At 71.7% G+C, this 23,413-nt stretch carries 15 protein-coding genes; 1 reads left to right on the top strand and 14 read right to left on the bottom strand.

Features of this window, described 5'->3' with window-relative positions; genetic code table 11:
• Positions 1 to 67: 67 nt before the first annotated feature.
• On the top strand, positions 68 to 1,048 hold the full coding sequence (locus EJ357_RS35345) for an AAA family ATPase (protein ID WP_126395744.1): 981 nt from the start codon (positions 68 to 70) through the stop codon (positions 1,046 to 1,048).
• Here the strand turns inward: EJ357_RS35345 and EJ357_RS35340 are convergent.
• The 14 genes from EJ357_RS35340 to EJ357_RS35275 form a co-directional block, all read right to left on the bottom strand.
• Positions 1,039 to 3,621 carry an AAA family ATPase gene (locus EJ357_RS35340; protein WP_126395743.1) on the bottom strand — a complete coding sequence of 861 codons (2,583 nt, stop codon included), beginning with the start codon at positions 3,619 to 3,621 and terminating at the stop codon, positions 1,039 to 1,041. The two genes, EJ357_RS35345 and EJ357_RS35340, sit on opposite strands and share 10 nt — an antisense overlap.
• The gene (locus EJ357_RS35335) at positions 3,618 to 4,967 is read right to left on the bottom strand and encodes a coiled-coil domain-containing protein (protein ID WP_126395742.1); all 1,350 of its coding nucleotides are present in this window, start codon (positions 4,965 to 4,967) and stop codon (positions 3,618 to 3,620) included. Before EJ357_RS35335 ends, EJ357_RS35340 begins: the two co-directional genes overlap by 4 nt.
• Complete coding sequence (locus tag EJ357_RS35330) at positions 4,964 to 5,638, bottom strand: 4Fe-4S single cluster domain-containing protein (RefSeq protein ID WP_126395741.1); 675 nt, start codon at positions 5,636 to 5,638, stop codon at positions 4,964 to 4,966. Before EJ357_RS35330 ends, EJ357_RS35335 begins: the two co-directional genes overlap by 4 nt.
• Positions 5,638 to 7,236, bottom strand: coding sequence for a vWA domain-containing protein (locus EJ357_RS35325; RefSeq protein ID WP_126395740.1), 1,599 nt, complete (start codon positions 7,234 to 7,236; stop codon positions 5,638 to 5,640). The genes EJ357_RS35330 and EJ357_RS35325 overlap by 1 nt, the downstream gene beginning before the upstream one ends.
• Positions 7,233 to 8,636 carry a serine/threonine-protein kinase gene (locus tag EJ357_RS35320; RefSeq protein WP_126395739.1) on the bottom strand — a complete coding sequence of 468 codons (1,404 nt, stop codon included), beginning with the start codon at positions 8,634 to 8,636 and terminating at the stop codon, positions 7,233 to 7,235. The genes EJ357_RS35325 and EJ357_RS35320 overlap by 4 nt, the downstream gene beginning before the upstream one ends.
• A complete protein-coding gene (locus EJ357_RS35315; RefSeq protein WP_126395738.1) occupies positions 8,633 to 11,134 on the bottom strand; it encodes a hypothetical protein in 2,502 nt (833 codons plus the stop codon). The genes EJ357_RS35320 and EJ357_RS35315 overlap by 4 nt, the downstream gene beginning before the upstream one ends.
• The gene (locus EJ357_RS35310) at positions 11,131 to 12,303 is read right to left on the bottom strand and encodes a hypothetical protein (protein WP_126395737.1); all 1,173 of its coding nucleotides are present in this window, start codon (positions 12,301 to 12,303) and stop codon (positions 11,131 to 11,133) included. The genes EJ357_RS35315 and EJ357_RS35310 overlap by 4 nt, the downstream gene beginning before the upstream one ends.
• Positions 12,304 to 12,353: 50 nt before the next feature.
• A complete protein-coding gene (locus EJ357_RS35305; protein ID WP_126395736.1) occupies positions 12,354 to 14,288 on the bottom strand; it encodes a hypothetical protein in 1,935 nt (644 codons plus the stop codon).
• A 424-nt stretch (positions 14,289 to 14,712) separates the two neighbouring features.
• Entirely contained in the window at positions 14,713 to 15,789 is a 1,077-nt protein-coding gene (locus tag EJ357_RS35300) for a macro domain-containing protein (RefSeq protein WP_126395735.1), read from the bottom strand.
• A 58-nt stretch (positions 15,790 to 15,847) separates the two neighbouring features.
• Positions 15,848 to 16,525, bottom strand: a complete 678-nt coding sequence (locus tag EJ357_RS35295) for an RES family NAD+ phosphorylase (protein ID WP_126395734.1) — start codon at positions 16,523 to 16,525, stop codon at positions 15,848 to 15,850.
• Positions 16,525 to 17,205, bottom strand: a complete 681-nt coding sequence (locus EJ357_RS35290; protein ID WP_126395733.1) for a hypothetical protein — start codon at positions 17,203 to 17,205, stop codon at positions 16,525 to 16,527. The genes EJ357_RS35295 and EJ357_RS35290 overlap by 1 nt, the downstream gene beginning before the upstream one ends.
• Positions 17,202 to 20,663 (bottom strand): CHAT domain-containing protein, encoded by a 3,462-nt coding sequence (locus EJ357_RS35285; protein WP_126395732.1) that lies wholly within the window; start codon positions 20,661 to 20,663, stop codon positions 17,202 to 17,204. Before EJ357_RS35285 ends, EJ357_RS35290 begins: the two co-directional genes overlap by 4 nt.
• 95 nt (positions 20,664 to 20,758) lie before the next feature.
• Entirely contained in the window at positions 20,759 to 21,301 is a 543-nt protein-coding gene (locus EJ357_RS35280) for a hypothetical protein (protein WP_126395731.1), read from the bottom strand.
• A 536-nt stretch (positions 21,302 to 21,837) separates the two neighbouring features.
• Positions 21,838 to 23,412 carry a GMC family oxidoreductase gene (locus EJ357_RS35275; protein WP_126395730.1) on the bottom strand — a complete coding sequence of 525 codons (1,575 nt, stop codon included), beginning with the start codon at positions 23,410 to 23,412 and terminating at the stop codon, positions 21,838 to 21,840.
• Between the last annotated feature and the right edge of the window lies 1 nt (position 23,413).

Genomic DNA, 23,413 nt, shown 5'->3' with positions numbered 1-23,413 from the left:
GGCGATACGCTGTCGACCAGGACGGCCTGGGTCGCCGAGCGGCCTCGCCGAGGACGAGGGGGGATTCGTGCGCGACCACAGGCAGGAGATCGCGGACGCGCTGGCGGACTCCACGCGCACCGACCGGGATACGGCACACCGGGTGCTGGCCATTGCCGTCCACTGGGCCGCCAACAGCCCCGGTCTGCCGGACCGAGCCTCCGACGACGGTGCGCCGGACGGGGCCGACGCCCTGACCGCCCTGTTCGCCATGGACGACGCGCTGACGGACGCCCTCGGCCTTGCCGATGCGTTGCCCGGGCTGCTGGAGGCGGCCCGGCCGGGCGAGAGCGTGAAGCGGCGCATCACGGAACTGATGGACAAACTCACCGCGGCCGCCGGACGGGTGACGTCGGAACGGGCGGCTCTGGCCGAGTTCCTGAAGAAGGAGGAGGAGCTGCGTCGCTGCGAGGTGGAACACGAGAAGCTGCGGCGAGAGGTCGAGGAGTTTCGACGGCTGGAACGGTTGGCGGAAATGCGCGACCAGTTGCGGGCGCAGCGGGAAGCCCTCGACACCCGGTTCCGGGAGCTGCGCGCCCGTAACCTCGGGGCGCTCGACGAGGAGCTGCGCACCGCGGCCGACGCCCTGCTGCAGCTCACCGAGGAGCAGCTCGCCGTGCTGGAGCCGCGGACCCGGCAGGCGCTGGAGCAAGCCGTCTCGGCGCAGGAGGTACTGGCGAACGCGGAGTACGACCTCAGCGAGGGTTCCCATCAACTCGCGGCCGACCAGGACCGGTTGGAGCGTATCCAGGCGGAACAGGGCAAGGTGTTCACGTCCCTGGCCCGCTATGCCCAGGCCGACCGGGAGCTGGCGCAGGCCTTGCGCAAGGGCGCCGGTGCGGACACCCCCGGCCCCGTGCCGGGACAAGGCCTCACCCTGGAGGAGGTGGAGGACCTCACCCGGACCATCGAGCAGCAGCTCATCAAGGCGGACGAGATCCTCGGCCGCATCCTGACGGCCCCGCAGGAAGAGGACGGCGGGACGAGGATCACCGGCACTCAGCCCTGATCGTCGGCGGGATCCGGCACGTCCTCGGGCAGATACTCCGAATCCTTGTCGCCCTTGTTCCAACGTGCTCCCTTGCGGTGCTCCATGAGGTCTACCAGCCTGCGCACCTCCCGGGCATTGCCGAACGCGGCCCCGCGGGCCCATCGGATCTCCTCAAGCCATTGCGTGGCACGTTCCGCGGTCCCGGGTCCGAGGGTGTCGCCGGACTCGGCAGCCATCCGGCGGAGGATCTCCACCAGCTCGTCCTGGGTGTAGCCAGGGAAGGGCACCGTGGTGGTGAACCGTCCCGGCAGCCCCGGGTTGAAGGCGAGAAGCTCCTTCATTTCCTGGGGATATCCGGCCGCGATCACGACCAGCCGGCCGCGCCACTTCTCCATTTCACGCAGCAGGGTGTCCACGGCCTCCGCGCCGAAACCGCCCTGGCCCCCTGTGTCCCGGACCAGGCTGTATGCCTCGTCGATGAACAGCACACCGTCCAGCGCGCGCTCGACAGCCGCACGGACCCTGGGCGCGGTCTGCCCCACGTACTCGGCCACCAGGTCGGTGCGGGTCGCCTCCACCACATGTCCCTTGCGCAGGAGCCCCAGTCCGCGGAACAGATCGCCGGCCAACTGGGCCACCGTGGTCTTGCCGGTGCCCGGAGGGCCGGTGAACAGCAGGTGGGGAGGAGCGAATGCCTTGTTGCCACGCTCCTGGCGCATCCTCAGCCGGTACGCGAGTCCTTCCAGCTCCCCGCGCACCGCCCCGAGGCCGACATACTGGTCGAGTTCGCCCAGCAGTTCGGCGACCTCGGGTACCGGGCGCGGCAGGTGGTCCCGGTACTCCTCCGGGATGTCGTCGACGATGACGGGTTGTTCGACGTTCCGTCCGACGCGTACGGCCCACGGGACGAAGAGCGCGTCGGCGAGGGTGCGCATCTCCCGGGCGTTGCCGAAGCGCTCGTCCCTGGAGTCGTACATGCCCTCCACGATCTGCCGCAGCGCCTGTGCCGCCTCCTCTCCGGGGCGCAGGCCCTGCTCAGCCACGCGTTTCAGCAGGATCGCGTACAGGGTGGCAGGGTCATAGTCGGGGAATGGGACGGTTTTGGGGAACCGGCTCCTGAGGCCGGGGTTGGAGCCAAGGAACTCGTTCATCTCCTCCGGGTAGCCGGCGGCGATGACCACCAGACGACCGCGGTCGTCCTCCATGCGCTTGAGAAGCGTCTGGATGGCCTCGTCGCCGAATCCGCCGCTCTGGTCGCTGAGCGCGTACGCCTCGTCGATGAACAGCACACCATCCAGAGCCCGGTCCACCACCGCGTTGGTCCGGATGGCGGTCTGCCCTATGTATCCGGCGACCAGGTCGTCGGCATCCACCTCCACAGTGTGTCCACGGCTCAGCACTCCCAGATCCCGGAACATCTCGCCCACCAGCCGGGCCACGGTCGTCTTCCCGGTCCCGGGGTTGCCGGTGAACACCATGTGCCGGGCGGGCGGTTCACCGACGGTGGCCAGCCCGCGGACGCGCAGCTCCTCGGCCGCCTCCGTCTCGGCCCGCATGCGCTCGAAGAACCGCAGCACAGGCTCCATGCCGGGCATCGCGGCCAGTCGCTCCCAAGGCGTCCGTTCGTCGGACACGGCTCCTCTCACCCACGGCCGAACCGTGTGCTGGCTCAACGATGCTTTGTGCGCCCGTAGTTGCTCGAGGCGGTCCCTCCAGACACGGGCGGTCTCGGGCTGGCCGGACATCGCCCTGACCACCCGGTCCAGGTCCTGCCACTCGACCTTCAGCCCCTTCCGCAGCCGTACCGAGTGCACCAGGCGCTCCAGCTCCGCCGCCTCGGGAAGTCCGACCCGAAGGGTGCCACCGCGGCCGGGCTCAGCCAGCCGTTCGTCCACAAAGGTCTCCAGTTGCGGATAGCCGCGCCCCGCCAGGAATTCGGCCACTCCGTTCAAGGAGGGCCTGCGGAACACGAAGATCCACTGGTTCCCTTCGACCGTGTCGGACGCCCACTCGGCCATCGCACCGGCCAGCTGCCGCGCGGCCCGGTTGTGGAGCAGGAACTCTTCCGCGTGCGGGAAGACGACAGCGGTACGGTTTTCCGCATCGTGGAGATGAGCGGCGAGGGTCATCACGCCGAACGGATCGGAGATCCCGGACGCGCGTGCCGCACCGACTCCCCGGTCCTGGTCGGGGGCAGGTTCCGCCGCGGACCGTGAAGCGGCACCCAGCAACTGCGTCGCGCCGAGCGGCCCTTGCAGGCTTGTGTGTCGCATGGTGCGCGAACCGCGGCGGGCCGTCTCCCCATTGCGGCCGGCCGGTCGGCGGGACAGATCCCGTGACGCCCTGTCCCGGAAGTAGACAGGGTGCTGCAGGGTACTGAAGACGATCCGTTCGAAGCCCGCGGCACGCAGCATGCGCCAGAGCGCCTGCTCCATGGTGCACACCCGGGCCACGCTGTCGACGAAGACGTCGCCCACACCGGGCCCGTGCAGGACGGTGAAGGGCTCGCCGGTGCGGACGGCGTCCGGGTCCAGCCGCTCCGTCCCCGGCGGGCGGGGAGGAGGGCCTTCCTTCGTCAGGGTCCTGTTCATGTGCCAGGGGTTCCCGGACCCGAGGAACCCGGTCGCTCCCCGGTACCGGGGTCCGGCGGGTGAACCTCGGTGACGGGCGCCGCCGCGACCAGCCCCATGGGCGCGCCCTGCTCCTGCACCACCTCGTACACCGCGACGCCCCGGTCCTGGAGTTCGGCCTCGGAAGTGACGTCGTAGTCGTGGGAGACCACGCGGATCACGCACTGGTCCGAGTCCTTGTCGGCCTGCTCGATCTCGACCGTGATCTCGTTGCCGGTGGCCTCGTTCCGGAGCCGGGCCCGGAAGGCCTTCCGGAAATCACCGTCGATGTATCCGGACTCCTTCTCCATGAGGTCGTAGAAGCCGATCTCGGCGAGTCTGTCGGCCACGATGTCGGCCAGGTTCAGCCTCATCTGCGAGGTGAGCTGGCGCATCCCGGCCCTCTCGACGGTTTCGCCCAGGCTCTGTTCGAGCCGGGGCGCCTCGTCGTCACGCAGGCCGCGCAGGTCCTCCACGCCCGTCCGCGGGTCACGGGCCCGGGCAAGTGCCCGGTCGGTGTCCCGCAGTACAAGGTCGAACTCGCCCTCGGACCAGTGGGCGACATCGAGCACGTAACCGGCGACGACCTCGTCGTCCGGTCCGACGACCGGACGCTCCCGGTTCTCCTCGGCCAGGGTCTCGACCTGCACCAGTGCCTCGATCGCCTCCTTCTGGGCCAGGCAGCGCTCGAACTCCCGCTGCTCGATGTCCACCCGCAGGTCGCTCAGCCCGTGGAAGGTCTCCTGCGCCCCGGCCAGAGCCGCGTCGTAGTGGCCGTCCGCGGTGTTCTGCTCGGCCGTGGCGATACGGCCGCGCAGGCTGTCCAGACGGCCGGGCGCGTACCGTTCGTGGGGCAGTTCTCCGTCGATCAGGTCAGCCATGATGCGGGCGTCCGACAGCCAGGTCCGTGCGGTGATCTCGGCGCGCTCCCGGGCCCGTACCACGCCGTCTATCCTTTCCCGCTCGACGGCGATGGCACGCTCGGTCTCCTTCCGCTGATCTTCCAGGCGTCGCCGGGTGTCCTGCTCGATCCGGCCTGCCGTCTCCCGCAGTTCTTTACGGAGGCTGTCGGCCTGTTCGCGGAGCCTGCTGGTGGTCTCGGCCTCCAGGCGGCGGGTCTGGTCGCTCAGCTTGTCGACCGCCTCCTGCTGGCGGCGCTGTCGTTCCGTCACGGAGTTGAATGCCCGGTCGATGTCGGCCTGGGTCCGGGCCCGCACATCGGCGAACAGCCGGGGGATGTCCCGCTTGACCTCCCGCAGCTGCCGCGCCCTCTGTTGCAGGCGGTACCACTCCGACTGGTCGACCTGAATGCGTTTCCTGCAGCTCATGACCACCCTTCCTGTCCTGGACTCGGGTTGTTGGCGTCCGCTCCCCGCATCCGGGCGCGCACCGTGTCGACCGCGGTGTCGAACACCGCGGGGAACCCTCTCGGCGCCACTCCGACGAGCAGCGTCTCCGGGCCGTTGACCACGATCTCCGCGTCACGGGCCCGGTGCGCGAAGTCGTATCCGCTGTCCGCCAGCCGTCGGGTGAGGTGGTGGACCCGCTGGTTGGTGCTGCCGCGCAGGCCTCGCCCGTCGTTCAGTGCGGCCACGTACACCCCGTCGATCAGCACGTCGACGACGGCGAGCAGGTCCGGTACGCCCGCCGACGGAGGCCGGGCCAGCAGCCGTTCCAGTCGATGGCCGGTGAAACAGACCACGGAGACGTCCCGGGTCTCCCGCGCCCGCCGGACCAGTGCGGCCAGCCCGGCCGCCTGCTGCATCGGCTCCCCTCCGGACAGGGTCAGACCGGTGACGCGAGGGTCGGCGAGCAGCTCGGCCGCCAGCTCCCCGGGGGCGGCCTGCCGCGCGGGGCGGTCCGGAATCCACTCCGGGGAGACGCACCCGGCGCAGTGGAACGGGCATCCCTGCACCCACACCACCGATCGGATGCCGGGCCCGAGCGCCCGGGTGCCGACATGCGTGGCCGCCACGTTGAGCAGCGGCTGGGCGGTCATCAGGGCCGCCCGCCGCCCGGCACGGCGGCGTCGGTTCCGGAACCGGGAGCAGGGCCGGAGGCCGACTCCTGCGGGATATGCGTGAACGACAGGCCGCCGAGGACGACCTGGCCGCCCGGCCCGCAGATCACCTGGTCCGGCCGTCCGGAAGCGCTGCCCGGTGTGTAGCGGATCAGCAGGTCGACCCTGGGCCCGTCAGCCGTCCGGCGACGTCGGCCGTGCACCGTGCCCTGCCCACCGCCGCGTGGCCGGAACCCCACCCGCCTGCCGGACAGCGCGATGCGGTCCGGAATCTCCTCGTCGAATACGCGAACGGCCGTCAACACGCCGTGCAGCGGAGGCCGGTTGACACTGCGCCACCACAGCCACCCGAGCACCAGGGTCGCCGCCAGCGCCGAGAACACGGTCGGCAGGAAGTACGCCGAGCCGACCTCCGCGCGCACCTCCAGGGGATCGCCGGCGACACCGACCTCGTCGGGAGTCTTCAGGTCCACGTCGGGGGCGAGCGCCCGCTGCCACGAGGTGGACACCTCGCCGGACACCCGCAACGCCGCCTCGCCGTCCTCGGTTCGGCGGTAGGGCAGTCCGCCCTCCCGAGGGCCCCCGTCCAGTCGGACGGTGTACTTGCGGGACTCACCCGGTCCCAGGGTCAGTTGGCCCGGCACCCCGGTGACGTCGAGCGGGACACCGTCCGCCGAGACCCGTACCCCGCTCACCGTCAGCGGCACGTGGCGGGTGGTCGACCGGAAGGTGACGGAGGCGGTGGCGGAGCCGTCGGTGAGGTCGCGGACACCGGTGTCCGTCCAGGACACCGTGACGCCCTTCCTCCTGTCCGTGGCGAGCAGTTGCGCCGCCGACCGGGCCCGGGTGCTGTCCCCGGCCCGTTCCAGATAGGCGCCGAGGTCCTGGATGCCGTCCGGGCGCAGGACGAGCGCGTCCTCCACGACCTTCCCGAGCAGGTTCGCGCCGGTCGCACCGCCGCCCAACGGCAGTGCGTAGCCGACGAGTTCGGCGCGCTCGCCGAGGGACTCGGCCCGCTTGTGCAGCTTGTCCCAGGAGGTGCCGGACGACTTGGGGTAGTCGGACCCCCGGGGCGGATCGTGCTTGCCGTCGGTCAGCAGGACCACGGAGGCGATGTCCGCGGCGTCCGTCCGTTCGAGTTCGCGCAGGGCCTGGTCCAGGGCGGCCCCGATGTCGGTTCCACCGGTCGGGTTGGGTTTCGCGGGCAACCGGGAGACGATCTTCGCCGTGTCGCCGGCCGATCCGATGTAGCGCTCCTCGGGGCGGTCGTCGAAGGTGACGAGGGCGATATGGTCGGCGGACGACAGCCCGTCCAGAAAGGTGCGCAGGGTGGAACGGACCGTGCTGTAGCGGCCTTTGGCGGCCATCGACCCGGAGGTGTCCACCAGGATCACGTAGTCGACCGGTTGATCGGCCACGCCGAGTTCCCGGTAGATCTCGTCCCGGGTCGGCGTCGTCCCGGCGGCAGTCGCCGGCGCGGCGGTCACGGGCAGGACGGCGAGCAGGGTGGCGGCGGCCACGGCGGCCCCGCGCCACAGCACGGTCACCGCGCGCGGTGACCAGGCGGATCGCTTCACGTGCGGGCTCCCTGAGTGTCGGGCGGGGGGTCGGGCTGGAGATCGGCCGGCAGGACGCCCAGCGGGAACTCCGCGGGCGGGGGCTGCTCGGGCCGCCGGTTCCCGGCCTGGTGCGTGTCGGACCGGCCATGGTCGAACGGTTGCAGGACGAGGCGGGCCGTCCCGTCGGTGGCGAGGCGGACGCCGACGTGGAAGCGCGCACCGTCGCCGGCCGGAGGGATGGTGACCACGCCGACCGGGGCGGCGGTGCCGGTCCCGGCCGCACGGACCAGGATCCGGACATCGCGGCCGCCGGTCCCGTCGGCGGGGCCGGTCCGGACCCGCAGCCGTTCCCCGTCGGCCTCGGCGAACACGGTGGCTCCTCCCGGCTCCAGCGTGCCGGGAGGACTGATCAGGAGTTCTTCGTCTCGGGGCCGACCCGCCGCGGTCCGGTGCACGCGCACGGACACGGCATGCGGATAGCGGTCGGCAGGCTCGACGTGTTCACCGGCGACCAGGGCGGCCCCGAACACCGCGGCCAGTGCTGGGTCCGTCCCGTCGGGCAGCGGGACCGGCCGTCCCAGACGACCGGTCAGATGCCGTAGGAGCGCCCCGAACCGGGCCGCACCCCCCACCACGATCACCGGTGTGCGGAACGGGTCCGGGCGGTTGGCGGAGACTCCCGGCAGACCGGCCAGGGCCTTGTCGAGGCCGTCCGTGAGCCGGCCCAGCGACTGATGCACCAGGCCCGCGGTGATCTCCTGGCCGGCCACGCCGAAGAGCACCGTGTCCGCGAACCGGTCGGCCCGGTCGGGGTGGGACGCCATCCGGTCGAGAGCGACCTCGATGCGCCGGGCGTTGTGCGCCCTGGCCTCGCCGAGTTCCAGCAGCACGCCGGTGTCGTCGGCCGACAATCCGACCCCCTCCAGCACGACATTGTCGGCAGCGGCGCCGTAGCCGCCGTCGGCGGGTGGGGACGGTTCGGCCGGGACCATGGCGATGGCCCCGCCTACGTCGGCGCACTCCGTGACCCCGGCCGCCGAGGCGCCCAGGTCGCACATGAAAAGGCGGCGCGCGATCGGGGTGCCCGCATGCCGGAGCAGGGCCAGCACCGCGTGCGGGGTGTCCAGCAGCCGGGGCGGCGGCATCCGGCCGTCCCCGGGCGGTACGGTCCGTTCCCCCGGCGGGACGACCAGCACCAACTGGCCGGGTATACCGCAGTGTTCGCGGTACGTGGTGTACGCCAAACTCAGCGCCGCCTCGCGGTCGCCGCGGATCTCGGCAGGGGTGGGCAGCCCTTCTCCGGGCACCGTCCCGGGCAGGTCCACCAACGCCGGTGTCCCGTCCGCGCGGGTCCGGGCGATGCGGAGGAAGCGGGTGCCGGGGTCGATGGCGATGGTGGACGCGGGCGGAGTCTTCATCCGGATGCCCCCCGCCTGAGTATCTTGCTGAAGACACCCCGGCGCTCCGTCCCGGCCCCGGACGCCTCGCCCGATGCTTCCGGCCGGCGCCGCACTTCCGCCAGGATCCATCCGTCCCGGTCCTGCCGGGCCTCGATGTACTGCACCACCAGATCACGCACTTCTGCGTATCTGTCCCCGCGTGCGAAGGCCGCGTACAGCCCCAGTCCTGGCCAGCCCTTCGCCTGGCTGTCCATCCTCAGGGTGACCTGCTCCAGGTTGTGCGGTCCCTTCTCGAGCGTCCAAACGGCGATCGCGTCCAGCAACGGTGCGGGGAGTCCTGTCGGCCCACGGGATTGCAGAATGATCCGGGCCAAGTCCCCTTCCGACGCCCGGTCCTGCACTGCCTTCCGGAAGGCACGGACCGGCCCCCGCCATCCCAGTTCGTACCGTCCCGCCTTCTCCAGCTCCTCCATGAGCCAGTCGGGTACGTCGAGATCGTTGAGGGGACGGCCCCGTCCGGTGAGCCGCCCGTACAGTTCGTCAAGGAGCTCACGCAGGAACTCGTCCGGCACTTCCAGGCTCAGCTGCTCGATCACCTGTCGCCATGCGCTCCGGCCCAACTCCCCTTCGAGAAGTGCCTCGACCGCCAGCCTCCGGAGTTCTCCGTCGGATTTGATCCTGCCGGCCAGAGCAGACGCGTAGTCCCGCAGCTCCCCCTCCTCGGTGAGCCGCTCCAGCCGGGGCATCCCCGGCCGGGCTCCGGCCCGGACAGCCGTGCAGAAGAGGTCGGCGTCGGCTGCCACGCCCGCGGAGGTCTGCGTCTGCGCGACAGGGACCAGCCGCTCCACAGCTTCCCCCAGCCCTCGGTCTGCGCGGGCGGCCCTCCACAGCCCACTCCACATCAGACCGAGCACCTCCGGCCGCCTCTGCAGCCGGGCGATCTCCAGAGTGGCCCGCCAGCCTCCCTTGACGGACTCGGCGAAGTCGGTGGCATCCGTCGAGGTAGCAGAGGCCGGGGAGTCGCCCAGCAGGACGGCCGCGAAGCGCAGCCAACCGGGGGTGGCGTCGACGGACATGTCCTCCCGCGCCCGCCGCACCAGGCGGCGGAGCGGTTGCAGGCTGCGGTCCTCGTGCGTCAGCAGGTACTTGAGCCAGGTCTTCCCTACGGCGGACTCGCGCACGAGGAGGCGGTCGGCGTCGTATGTGCTGCGCTTCCACTCGGCCTCGGCCATGTAGATGAGCGCACCGGTCCACTCGCGCGTCGGTTCCGGGGCCCCGACCAGGGCGTTGAAGAGTTCGTCGAAGCTGCCGCCGCGGTGCGCCTCGACCGCGTCGTGGATGACGCCCAGATACCGCTTGGCCCGTTCGAAGGACTCGGCAGGAGTTCCGGCAGCCAGGGCCTCGCGGACGAGCAGGGATCCGGTGCGCTCGGTCCAGTGCGCCGCCAGCAGGCTCCCGGCGCCCCGGTCGCCCTGGCGCGCGCTCCGGACCAGGAAGAAGGTCAGCACGGCCAGCCGACGGTCGTCCAGGGATGCGGCCGGATAACGGTCCAGGACCCTCCCGACGTCCTCGGCCTCGCCTGCGCCGGACCGGATCTCCTCGACCACCGTGTCCAGCAGGTCGGCCTCGCGCAGGACCCGGAGCGCCGCACCGGGGCGTGGGGCCGTGGCCGGTTCCGAGACTGTCAGCAGATACTCCACGATCTCGGTGGTGTCGCCGGTCTTCGCCCGCAGCCTGCGGAGCCTGTGCAGATAGGTCCGGGCGGCCTCGTCCCGCGGCTCGTCCGGCGGGCCGCCGCCGAGCACGGCCGCGATCTGGCCCGTCCTTGCCGCGGGTGCGAAGAACAACCTCAGGTCGTGCTGCGCCTGGCCGGTCCAGGTCGCCGCGCTGAGCCAGGACCGGTACCCGTACGGCAGGAGAGAGCAGACCGCGTCGAGTACACGGACGCGGTCGGAGACTCCGGGCAGCACCTCGCCCGGTCCCGGCGTGATCGCCACCTGACGTTCGTCCAGCAGCAGCGCCGCCACGCCGGCCGCCCACTCGAAGCCCAACCGGTCGACCAGTCCGGCGAGTTCAGTGGGAGGCGTGCGCGGCACGGCAACAGTCATCGGGACCGCGTCATCGGGCAGGGGCGGCGGCTCCGACAGCAGCGCACGGTCGATGCCGGACCAGGTCAGGGCGGCCCGGCCCGCTTCCGCCCAATCCAGCAGGGTCAGCCTCCAGGTGTAACTGGGGGCGCCGGTGCCGTCGGTCGACCCGTCCCACGTGGTCTCCACGCAGGCGCAGACGGGTTCCGGATCCGTGTCCGTTCTGCCGAGGAACACCCGCCACGGCAGTTCGCCCTCCGGGTCGCGGCCGCCGGGAGCGCCGGTGGCGGAGGCCTTCCAGAGGTAGGTGCCGGCCCGGTCGCCGGGAAGGCTGCTCCGCAGCACCTCGTAGCCCATGGTCTGCCCCGGATGCTTGCCCAGCACCGCCCAGTGGGCGGTCACTCGTTCCTCTCCGAGGCCCTCGTTCACCGCCGCTTCCCCCCGAGCCACCCGCCCCGGCCGCGGCCGCGGTCCTGGTGAATGCGGCTCTCCAGGTCGATCAGCGGCTCCAGGGCGTTGATCGGCACGGGGGAGGTGCGGATGCGCGGTGTCCCGTCCACCGCGACCGGCTGGACGTAGTCCTCGAGGTCGAACACGTGCTGCGGGTTCAGCCGGAAGCCGACGGAGGAGGTCGCGTAGTAGGAGATGCGATCGGGGTCGAAGTGGGAGTACAGGGCGTCACGCACCAAGCGGGCGTTGGAGCCTCGGAATTCCTCGCACATCCACTGGAAGTACTTCTCGCTCCGGTCCCTGGGCACGCGGGGAAGCTGTGAGCCCACCGTGTCCTGGACGACCCAGCCCGCCTCCACCGCGGGCCGGAAGACGTCCGGATGGTCGAACTTGGCTATGCAGACTGACACATGGTGCGGAAGCCTGCCTTTGACCAGTTCACCCCGGTCCCGGACCATCGCGGTCAGCTGGGTCAGAGTCGCCTGGAGATAGGTGAAGCTCCCGGTGGCCTCCTCGGCGTCACCGATCGGGTCGAAGAGATAGATCAGCCCCTGGGACCGCGCGAGATGGGCCACGAGCTGGGCCTGCTGGGGATGATTGTGCAGGAACACCTCACCGGCCGCGTCCTGGATCTCCAGCACGAAGTCGGGCCGCCGAGTCCGGAGTTTCTCCCTCTTCTCCGGCCCCTGGACGGACCAGGCCATTCCCTGGACACCCATGCTGGCCGGAGGGAAGGCCCGCTCCCTGGTCAGCAGGTCAACGCCTCGGGCGAGGAAGTCGTTGGCCTCAGGCGTCATGCCGGTGATGTGCCAGCTGCCCTCGTTGTGCCGCTGGTACTGCATCGCTGCGATCGGCAGGGCGGTCAGATAGGTCGTCTTGCCCGAGCGGGGTGCGCCCCACAGTCCGACTCTTATACGGTCCTCGTCCGGGCCGACGGGCGAGATGCGAGTGGGCTCCCGGGACGACACAGCATCCGGTACCAGCCCGAACCCCGGCACAGGCCCGGGGTCCGGGGCATCGCCCGCACCGTTCACGGGCGGCGTCGGTGGTGGTGCGCCCGGCGGAAGGCCGCTCCCGGACGACGTGCTCGTGGGGTCCGGTGAAGGGCCGTCGGACTCCCTCTTGTTCGGGTCGTACAGGTCAGACATGGACTCTCCTCGTACCGTGGACGCTGGGGCGGCGGAGACGCGGGGCGGTGTCACATGAGCGGGGCGGCGAAGGCGAGAGGGCAGTTCGGGCCCTGCACCCTCCAAGGCGGGGCGAGGCTGCGGGCCACGGCTGCCGCCGAGTCGACGCCTGGCCGGAAGGCGCCGTCGGCGCCGAGGTCCCTCCAGACCCCGTCGGCGTAGCGCCGGGCGTCCCGGCCCGGTCGGTCCGCAGGGGGCGGCCCGGCTGCGGGGTCCGCCCGGGTCATCACCCGGCAACGGTGGGAGCGCAGCCGGGCGAGGGCCGTTTGCCAGTTCACGCCCTGCGAGCAGGCCGGGACGACGCCGTGCTGGCGGGCCGGCGCGGGCGGACGGCGGGCGACGATCAGAACCACCCTGTGCACGCAGGGGGCGCCCGGGTCCTCGGAGGCCCGCCGGCCACCCACGTCCCACAGCGCGTCCCCGGTGATGAGCCGAGCCACCTCTGGCAGCGCGTCCTCCAGGGACGACACCATGTCCTGCCGCCGCCGGGCGGGCGCCCATCCCGCCAGGGCGGCCGCCAACTCGGCGGGCGGCCGCGCGGACACGGGGGCCTGCAGCAGGATGCCTTCCTTGGCCCGGATGCTCTCGTAGACGGTGTGGTCGTAGTGGCCGACGGCTCCCACGCGGATCGCGGCGCCGGTGCGATCCCGCCGGCCCAGCAGGTCTACGACGTCCCGCACGAAGGTGAGGCGTTCCTCGGTCTCGGCCGGATCGGCGCCGCTGAGCTCGACGGTGAAGTACAGCTCCAGCCGCGGCTGCGGATCGATCCGCAGCAGCGGGGAGGGGATCAGACTCGGCACGTCGGCGGCGGTCGGATCCCCGAGCGTGCGGGCACCGGGCGGCGCGACGAGGTCCACCTCCCCCGGCCCGCGCAGTACGAAGGTCAGCCGCGCCGGTTCCAGTGCCCCGACCTCGATCTGATGCGTGCTCACGGGTGACGCGCCGGTCCCGTCGGCGACCGGCACACCGGCCAGCACCGGAAGGTACAGGGCATCGCGGTCGGCCGGTCCGCCGTACACGGTGACCTCGGCGGTCTCGGTCTCACCGGGGCCGAGCCGGAAGCCCTCGGGAAAGAGCACATGACTTTCGGCGTGCACGGCGCCGGTTTCCCGGTCGAGCCGGGCCAGCAGCAGCGTGTGGTCGGCCTGGAGCGGAAGGGTTCGCACGAGACGCCGCACCGCGTCCGCGGTCGTACGGTGGGCCGACGTGCCGTGCGCCGAATCCGCACCGCCCGCGTGCAGTTCCGCCTGAGGGGCGCAGGCTTGCCGCGCTGTGGCGGCCGCGCGCTCCAGCAGCTGCCACCCGGGCGAAGGCCGTAGCAGGACGAGCGGGGGGTCGGAAACCGGCAGGGATGCTTTGAGCCATTCCAGAACGGCGGTGTCGAATTCCCGACGGTCCACGGGCGGCAGGGTGCCTATTCCTCCCGCGAGCTGGAATCGGCGTACATCCTCATCGGAATCGAACGCGGGTACGGCGAAAGGCCATGCGATGCTTTCTGTGTCGTTCTGCAGCGGGATTCCGGCCTCCCCGACGGTGACCCTGATCATGTGAAGACCGTCGGCCGTGAATTCCACGAACGACAATTCCCTGAGCGTGCCGTGGCGGAGTTCGTCGAGGAGACCGCCGTATCCGGACGGAATCCCGAGGTCGGCCGAACCGGCCGCGTGCGGCTTCTCCTCGTCCCGGCGAGGCGGACCTCCCCTGATCACCTCCGTGACCCGACGAGCGCTCTCCGGGCCCCGGGCCGACAGCGCCGCCGCCCGGGCGTCCCAGGCATGTCCGGCCGCCAGGAGCGCGTCTCCGGCGTCCTTCAACTCCCGGGCCGTCAACTCCCCCAGTACCAGGTCGCTTTGGAGACACCATTCGCACACCGCGCAGAAGTCGCTCCGCTGATCCGGGGTCGCACACACCGGGCAGGCAGCCTGCGGACCACAGGCCCCCGTCATCTCCACTCCCCCGACCCCCCGTCTCGGTCCGAGTCCTGCCCCGCCCCGGCAGTCGTCGACGACCACCTCACGCAACACCCGTTCCAGGGAGGCATCACGATGACACGACGGCATGATCAATTCCTGGTTTCCACAGATCGCCGACAATCCGTTGACAGTCCGTTGACAATCCAGCCGACTTCACCTGCCGGAACTCCACAATCCGATTCCCGGCGGCAATTCGCGGCGCGGAGAAGCGGATTACACAGGTCGATCTGCTACCTGCCCGGCTCCACGACCGGCCGCAGGCGCCACACTCCATGGACCCACTCATCCGTCCCACCGCTCCGCATCCCCGTAGCCCCCCTGGCTTCTCCTCATGCGGAGCGGTGGGACTTCCCTCCATTCCACCGGGTCACCCGGGCGAACACCGGTCGCGGACCGGTCACATCCCGGCCGGGATGCGCTCGACGAGCGCTGCTGCCTTGGGCGCGCGCACCACGAAGTGGACGTCCCAGCACGCTCCGCGCGCCAACTCCGCCTCGACGGCGGCCCATATCGCGGACAGACTGACCTGATACGGCAGCCCGCCGCGCCCCGAGCCGAGCAGCGGGAAGCACACCGAGCGCAGCGGTGGATCGTGCCGGTCGGATTCCTCTGCCAGCAGCGTGAGAGCCCGGGACACCGCCCGGGTGACGTCGGTCGACAGCACGTCGTAGTCGTTGGTCCCCGCCCGGGGAACGGCGATCGCGGCGTGGTAGATCCGCCGCACACCTTGTCCGGCCAGGGCCCCCGAGCCGGTGGCGGCCACCGTGCCGGGCAGCACCGCGCGTCCCGCGGTCCCGTGCCGGGCAGCCCAGTCGCGCAGTTCGTCGTGGAGCGGGTCGTCCACCACGTCCCCGGTCACGCCACGCACGGAGGCCGCCCGGCGAAGCGATGCGCCGACCGACGACTTGTACGGCTCGGGCAGCGCGAGGTGGACGTTGACCGGGGAGACGACCACGTCCACGTCCCGCAACAGGTCCACCGGGTGCACATGGACGGTGAGCCCCACCTGCCGAGCGCCGGCCCGGACCTGCACGGACCGGTGGGTGCCGACGCTCCACTCGTCCTCTGCGGCGCCGGTCGCCCCGCTCTCCTGCGACACCACCCGCAGGATGTGCTCGGCGACCTCGCCGAGGACCATCACCTCGTGTTCTTTACGGAAGCGCTCAATACTCACGCCGTACACCGAGGCCGCCCTGTCGCGACGCGAGGACGCCGGCCAGTCCCGGGTTCCCTGCGCCAGGCCCAGGGTGTACTCGGCGGCGGTGCGCAGCGTGCCCGCGTCGAGGTGCGACACGGCGAGCCGCAGCAGCGCCTCGACAGCCGCGCCCGGAGTCCGGGCCGCGCCCGCGGTCACCGCTTCCGCGGCCGCCTCCAGGGCCGGCAGTGCGCGCCCGCGCAGCCGGACCAGCCCCGTGAGCCTGACTTTCCTGAGTTCAGCCAGAAGTGACGCATGGTCAGGATGGGACGATGACATGCGTTCACGATGGCTCACGCATCACCTGCGGACAAGCGGACCCATCGACCTCGGCTCGTCACTCCCTTCTCGGCTGCGAGATCTTCGACCGCAACGGTTCGAGAAGCTGGTTCGCCCGGGCGATGCCGGCGTCGGAGTCGAGTTCCGGAATTCCTTCCGTCGGCGACACCTCCAGCGGTCCGCCGTCACCGTGGTCGAACCGATCGTGGAAGAGCACCAGGGCGCGCTGGGGCCGGTTGTGCCGGGACTGCCAGATCAGCCCCATGACGTCGGGTGCCTGCGCGCGGATCTCGCTCGCCCAGCGCCTTGCCTGTACGTAGTTCCGCTCGTCCTCCAGGAGCGTGGCGTCCTGGCAGACGGCGGCCAGGTCGGGCGCCTCGATCAGGGAGACCAGGGTCAGTTCGCACCTGGTGCGCAGCACGCTCAGCGACCGGCGCCAGACCGTGGCGTAGGGGATGACCCGCATGCCGGCCGATGGCTCGAAGGGCCTGGATCGCAGCACGCTCTCCGCGAGGGCCGTGGTCGGGGTGTCCGCCAGGTACAGGCAGTGATACGGATCGAGCGGCGTGCCGTCGAAACGGTTGCCGTTCCTGAACTCGAAGGGGTCCGCGAGGTTCGGGTTGAACTCGTCCGGCCTGTACTTGGTGTTGTGCACCCGCCACAGCTCCGTACCGGCCGGGATCTCATGGCGGACGGGGCGGAATTCCAACGGGGTCATGGGGAAGTGGCCGGTCATCAGTCCCCCTCCACCAGCGCGGTGGCCGCGCCCACCAACTGCTCGTCGGGCAGCCGGCCGAGGAGCGACGCGGGCGTCCCGCCCAGCCAGGTGTTCCCGCTGAGCCACCAGGCCGCGGCGCCCCAGGGGTCGATGTCCGCGAGGAGAAGGCGGTTGACCTCGAGGACGACCTGGTAGGGGGTGCCGCTGCCCGCGGCGAACTGGAACTCCGGGTAGCGGTCGCCGCCTTGGGGATCCGCCAGCCTGATCAGCTCGGGGGGCGGGGCCGCGCCGCCGCACCGGGCCCGCGCCTCCTCCGCCGAAAGGGCCGGCGCCAGGAGCGGCTGGTCCGGGGTGGTCGCCTCGGGGCCGGGGGAAGGCGACGGGCTCGACGACAGCAGGGCCATCAGTTCCCGCGCTCCCGCCACGGTCGCCGGTTCGGGCGGAGCGGCGACCAGTCGGGTGCGGTCCAGAACGACGCGCACCGGATGGTCGAACGGCAGACGCAGCAGGGCGAGGCGGACGCCCTGAAGTGCCCTGCGGACCGCCCTGTCGTCGTCGGGCGCCGCTTCGGTGAGGGCTCCCAGCCTGGCGAGCAGCACCGTGTACTGCTCGTCGTCGAGCGCCTCGCGGATGGTGGTCCGGTGCTCCCCGATCAGGGCAAGCAGCCGGCCGGCCGAACTCTCGCGGCCGTCATTCATCCGTTCCCCCTTCCTCTTCCTGTCCTGTTCCTGTTTGTCCTGCCTTGGTTTCTCCCCGCCCCTGGATGCCCCTGGTGAATGAACGCGGCCCAGAGTGAGATCCGGTCGAGGTCCGGTCGCCGCATCTGCCGCAGCAGCTCGCCGCCGAGCGAGCCGGGGTTCTCACGGTGCGGGTCGAGCATCCACTGCTGCGTGGCCCTGAGCGCGTCGACGGGGCTGAGCCCCTCGACGGTCAGGTGGTGGTGGAACACCGCCATCAGCAGCGCCGACGCGCTGTCGTTGGTCGTCCACCGTGATCCGACGACGTCCCGCGCTCCACCCGAGACGAACGCCGTGGTGAGGGTCAGCGCCTCGTCGTGGTCGCGGGTGCTGAGGTCGGTCTGACAGGCACTCAGCACGACCAACGGCCCGTCCTCGACGGCTCGTCGAGGGGCCGACCGATCGAGCAGCCGGGTCACCGTCAACATGCCCGGATCCGGTTCCGGTCCGCTCGCTTCGGCGGACGTGCCACCCGTGGACCCGGGGGCAGCGAGATGCAGTGCCGAGACCGTGGGACGCGTACCCGCCGATCCGTGCGAGGCCACGTGGAGCAGCGAGGCCCCGTCGGCGAGGAACGCGAGGACCTCGTCGGGAGTGCCGGGGACCAGCTCCTCCTCGGGCATCTCGAAGATCCCGCCGACCATCCGGGCCTGCTGATAGAAGGCGTCCCTCAGGGCCATGACCTCGACCTCGGCATGCGTCAGGTCCAGGGTCGGGTCGGCCAGCAGGACGGGGGCGGCCGCCGGATCCCGCGGCGCGCGTCCCACCGTACGCAGGAACTGACTGCCCGAGGCCGCGTAACTGATCACATCGGTCTCGCACAGGTAGCGGTGAGGCGCGTCGTCCGGGTAGCGCGCGGCGTGCCAGGGGACGAGGCCGAGTCGGCCGCAGGGCACCAGGACGATCCTGAGCGGCCGGCCGTCGGCCCCGAGCCCCTTGTCCACGTCGGCGAGCACGGGGCCGAGCACCTGGAAGGCCCAGTCGCAGAGCGCCTTGAGGGCCTCCTCCCAGGTCTGTTCGACTGACGGGTCGCTGTGGCCACCGTCGCGTGCGGCGGCGTCGCGTGCGGCGGTGGCGTCGAGGTAGCGCTCCAGCGGGCCGCTCTCGGCGCCGGACAGGTGCGGCCGCACCGACAGCCCGGCTCCGAGTGCCGGGCTCACCGCGATCGCCACGCCGGCGTCTCCGTCCTCGCAGGGAACCAGATAGACGAGCGCGTCGGCGCCGCTCTCCGCGACTCCGTCGGCGAGTTCACTCAGGGTGGGCGTGCCGAGCAGGCCGCCCTCGCGCCGGTAGCCGAGGGCTTCGAGGGCCTGGCGGCGCAGCCTGCCGGGCAGTTCGTCGGGGACGCGGTCGTCGTCGGCGGCAGCGGGGCTTCGGCCGGAGTCGGCCGCCCGCCATGCCTCGGCGAGATCGTGGTGCCCGCCCGTATCAAGGAGTTCGGGGACGGCTGACGAGGTGGACGCCGCGTGCAGCACCAGGGCCCGGCCCAGTTCCAGAGCGGCCACGGCCTCGTGCAGCCGTCCCTGCGAGGCCGCCCACAGAGCGGCTTGAACACCCCTGCTCGCCCCGGAACGGGCCGCCAGCAGGCCGTGCTCCGCACCCGACTGGAGGAGGACGTCGGCGGCGAGCACCGTCAGCGCCTCCTGGGCGGCTTCCAGGGCTCTGATGTTCTGCACGTCGTGGTTGAGGACGTCGCGCTCGCGGTACGCCATGGCCAGATTCCACAGCGCCTCAGCGGCGATCCGCGGCGCCCTCCCCTCCCGGACGCGGTCGCGGACCCGCTCCAGTTCGTCGATCAGCCTGTCCAGGACGGCCGGGTCACGGTTGAGGGAGTAGTACACGGCGACCGAGTGCGCGGAGCGGTGGAGATCCTCGGTCGAGGCGTCCGGGGGCAGGCGAACGGGCTCGTGCGCCTGCGTCGGGTCGCCGGTGAGGCCGGCGCGCACCAGATCGATGTCCGGGATGTACGGCAAGGGCATCTCGTCGGCGAAAGGGAGACCGCTGTCCCTGACACCGGATATCCCCTTCTCCATGTACGGCAGGGCACGCAGCATCAACTCCCGGTCCCGGGTGACGATGCCGAGCCGGCAGTAGGCCGCGCCCAGCGTCGAGAGGACCATGTAGCGGAACTGATGGTCCTCAGGGACGGACTTCTCCAGCGCCTCGGCCTCGTCCACCAGGTCCCGGAGCGCCTCGACGTCCTCCGACTCGCCCGCGTCGAGGACCCTGGTGTACAGCGCGATCGCGCGCCCCAGGACGGCATGACCCGTCACGCCCGTAGGCGCCGACCCTTCGAGCGTCGCGAAGTGGTCGACGATCTTCTGCAGGTTGGCCCGTCCGGCCGCTTGGTCCTGCCTCGCACCGCCGGCCACGGAACTGATGTTGAGCAGGAGCGCCCGCATGGCCTCCAGCCCGGCGGTCGGGTCCGGACCAGGTGGCGGGTTCTTCTGTACGGAGCCCAGTCGGCGGAGAATTTCGTTGAACGCCTCGGGGTCACCACTGTTGAGCACGTCGTCGAGGCCACGTGTGGCGGCGTTCATGGCGTCCAGGCCGGCGGCGAGCCGACGGATGTCGTCGGGGGTGAGCCCGGGCCCGGAGGCGGGGTCGGGGGCCGGGGCGGGGTCGGGATCCGGAGCGGCGGACGAGTCGGGCTTCCGGGACGGCCCGGCATCAGGGCTCCTACGAGGTCCTGGGGCAGCGGGTCCCGAGGCGTCCGTCCGCCCGCCCGCAGGGGCGCCGGCCATGCCGAACATCTGGTTCATCATCCGCCGCAGCTGGTCCGTGTGGGGATCCCCCGCGGGCATCATGCTGGTCAGCAGGTCGGTGAACTCCGCCCCCGGGGGAGTCGAGAAGATCCCCTGCATCTGCCGCAACTCCGCCAGAAACGACGGCGGCAACGGCAGCTGGAGCACCTCCGCGGTCAGTTCCTCGAGCTCCGTGTTGAAGGCGGCCATCCCGGCGAGCCCCGCCTGCGAGAACCAGTCGACCAAGGCGGAGAGGTCGGGTACCGCCCCGTACCCGCCCTGCTGCGACCGTATCGGCGCGATGACCGACACCAGGAACAAGGCCGCCCACCGCCGGTGCTCGTCGCCCGCCGCGGCTCCCAGTGCCGTCCCACGGTCCCGCGCCTCCCGCAGCAGCCGCTCCGCGCGCTCCCGGTCCGCGGGTTCACCACCCCCGGCGGAGTACCGCATGGCCAGCGCACCGCCCAGCCACACGCTCACCGCGCTGCGCAGAACGGGGTCATGGTCCAACAGCCCTGCCAGCTCGTCGAGTTCGGCGATCGACGGCTCGTACGCCTGAGGCGGCACATCTCTCGCGCCCATGGCGGGGGTCAGCCGCTTGACCCGCTCCGCGGCGTCCGCCGCCCAGGCCCGCAGCCCCTGGACGCCGCCGCTCTCCTCGTCGCTCACCGACATCCTGGCTCTCCCCCGAGAACTCGACAGCCCTTGGAATCAAGGCCACTATGCCGATCGGCCGGACGTATGGCGACGAGATCCCGCGCTTCTCCTCGTCAACGCCCCAAATCCGCCCGGGAAGCGCCCAGATCGGCCCGCATCGCGCGGCGCACCTCCCTCAGCCCGTCCCACAGCGCGTCGATGCTCTCCTGCACGGCGGCAGGCGAGTCCCCCGTTCGCGGCGCACCGTCGTCCAGACGCCGCACCATGCCGTACACCGCGCCCAGGTCATGGCTGAGGTCGCCCGCGAGTTCGAGCACGCGCTCCGGCACCTGCATCTGAGCCTCCGCGTACACGTCCCGGTGCTGGTCACGCGCCTCGGTCAGCCGCTGCCGCACGGACCGCAGATCCTCGCCCCGGCCCAGGGCGTGCACGTGGTCGGTGAGCGCGGCCAGATACTGGCGAGCCGTCGTGTTGAGCGCCACGTAGCACGACCGCAGTTCCTGGGCCTCGCTGCGCTGCTTTCGCATCTGTTCGGCCCGCTCCTGCTCACGCTGCCGGCTGCGGTCCGCCGCGCGCTGGGTCAACAACGCGGACAGCAACGTCCCGACGACTCCCGCAACCGCGGTCAGGAGGGCGGTCGCGCTACCGCCGTCCACGCGACCTCCAGCGTTCGTCCGGCACATGGCCAGCGAAGCAGCGGGCCTGTGCTCGTGTGAACCCCCACCCGAAGAACGCCCGAAGTTCGGCCCACCACCGACCAGTTGGGCAGCGGCGAGGAAGACCTGGGCGCGTCCGGGCACGGTTGGGTCGGAGAGAGGCAGCTGGCGGCGCACCAGACCCGGTTTCTGGAAACGCTCGGACTCGGCCACGTCGGGCACAGGCCGCGGCGGTGCTCGCGGCTCGGGCCGCGGGAGCACGGGCCGAGCCGAGGCCCGGCATCGGAGCGTACCGTTCGCCGGACGTCTCCCGCGGCGAGCAGGACGGTGAGCACCCTGCCGGAGATCGCCCGGCAGGAACGGCAACGTGGTCGGCCCAGGCCGTGCGCCTCCCCGTCATCGCCCCCGGCCCGTCGCGCGCGAGGGGCTCGGCAAGCAGGTCGGCCGAAGACGCCGGACGGTCTGTCGCGGACGTGAGGCGAGACCCGGTGGCCGGGGGGTACCACCGGGCCTCGCCCGTTCTGTGCCCGGTTCGGCTACCGGGGCTCGCCGTGGATCAGGGCCGCTGCCCGCTCGGCCAGCATGACGGCCGGGGCGTGGGTGTGGCCGCGGATGATGCGGGGGATCACGGAGGCGTCCACGACGCGCAGGCCGGGGACGCCTCGGACCCTCAGTTCGGGGTCGACCACGGCGGTGTCGTCGTCCGGGAGGCCCATGCGGCAGGTGCCGACCGGGTGGAAAAGGGTGCTCGTGTGTTCCCGGACGTGCTGGTGCAGGGCGTCGTCGCTCATGCCGTCGGCCCAGGGGGCCATGGCCCCGGCCACCAGGGGACGCAGGGCGTCGGTGGTGAAGAGACGTTCGGCGAAGCGGGCTCCCGCCGCGAGCCGTTCGAGGTCCGCACCGGCCGACAGATACCGCGGGTCGATCAGGGGCGGCGTCGCGGGGTCGGGGTCCTTCAGCGTGACAGTGCCCCGGCTCTCGGGTTGCAGGAGGACGACGCCCACGGTCAGTCCGTCGGCGAGGGAGTCGCCCTGGAAGGCGATCGGGGCCCAGATCACTTCGAGGTCGGGCGGACCCGGCCGGCCGTCGCTGCGGAGGAACCCGACCGCCTCGGCGATGTTGGAGGTCAGCGGACCGGTGCGGTCCTGCTCGAACTGCTGCTTCGCGCGGGCCGTTTCGGCGTCCGCCAGGCGTACGGGGTCGACCGCGTGCCGGATCACGTCGAGCGTCGCGTGGTCGTGCAGGTTGCGGCCCACTGCGGGGAGATGGACGCGAGGCTCGACGCCCGCGGCCGACAGTTCCCGCTCGTCGCCGATACCGGACAGCATGAGGAGGTGCGGCGAACCGATGGCCCCCGCGCTGAGGATGACTTCGCGGCGTGCCATGAGACGGGCGGTCGCCAGCTCCACGCCGCGGGCACGGCCGTCCTCCAGCACGACGCGCCGGGCCTGTTGCCCGGTGAACAGGGTCAGGTTGTCGCGTTCGAGGGCCGGGCGCAGATAGCCGTCGGCGGAGCTCCACCGGGTGCCGCGCCGCTGGTTGAGCGGGGTGAGCGCGCTGCCGCCCAGGTGGGGGCCGCCGAGGCCGCCCGGCACGGGCCCGAGCCCGAGTTCGGCGCAGGCCCGCAGGAAGTGGGCGGTGGTCGGGTCGGGATCACGGGGCGGCGAGATCCACAGGGGACCGTCATCGCCGTACGAGGTCCCCTCGGCCGGGTCTCCGGCCCAGTGTTCCGCCTTGCGCAGGTAGGGCCGGACGGTGTCCCAGGACCAAGTGGGGCCGGCGGCGCGGCCCCAGGCGTCGTAGTCGTCGGCGCAACCCGGTATCCACATCTGGAAGTTGAGCGACGAGGAGCCGCCCAGGACCTTGCCCCGGGGCCAGCCGACGCTGCGGCCGTCGATGCCGGGCTGGGGCACCGTCTCGTATCCCCAGTCGAGTTCGGTACCGAGCAAGGCGAGTGAGGCGCTGGGAACGCGGATGGCGGGGTCGGTGTCGGGTCCGCCGGCCTCGATCAGCGCGACGCGTACGGCGGGGTCCTCGGTGAGCCGGGCGGCCAGCACGGAGCCTGCCGACCCGGCGCCCACGATCACGTAGTCGAACAGCTCGTCCTCCATG

This window comes from Streptomyces cyaneochromogenes (genome assembly GCF_003963535.1).
GTDB lineage: Bacteria > Actinomycetota > Actinomycetes > Streptomycetales > Streptomycetaceae > Streptomyces > Streptomyces shaanxiensis.
The sequence above is the reverse complement of the archived record's forward strand: the minus strand, read 5'-3'. Positions and strand labels throughout refer to the sequence as shown.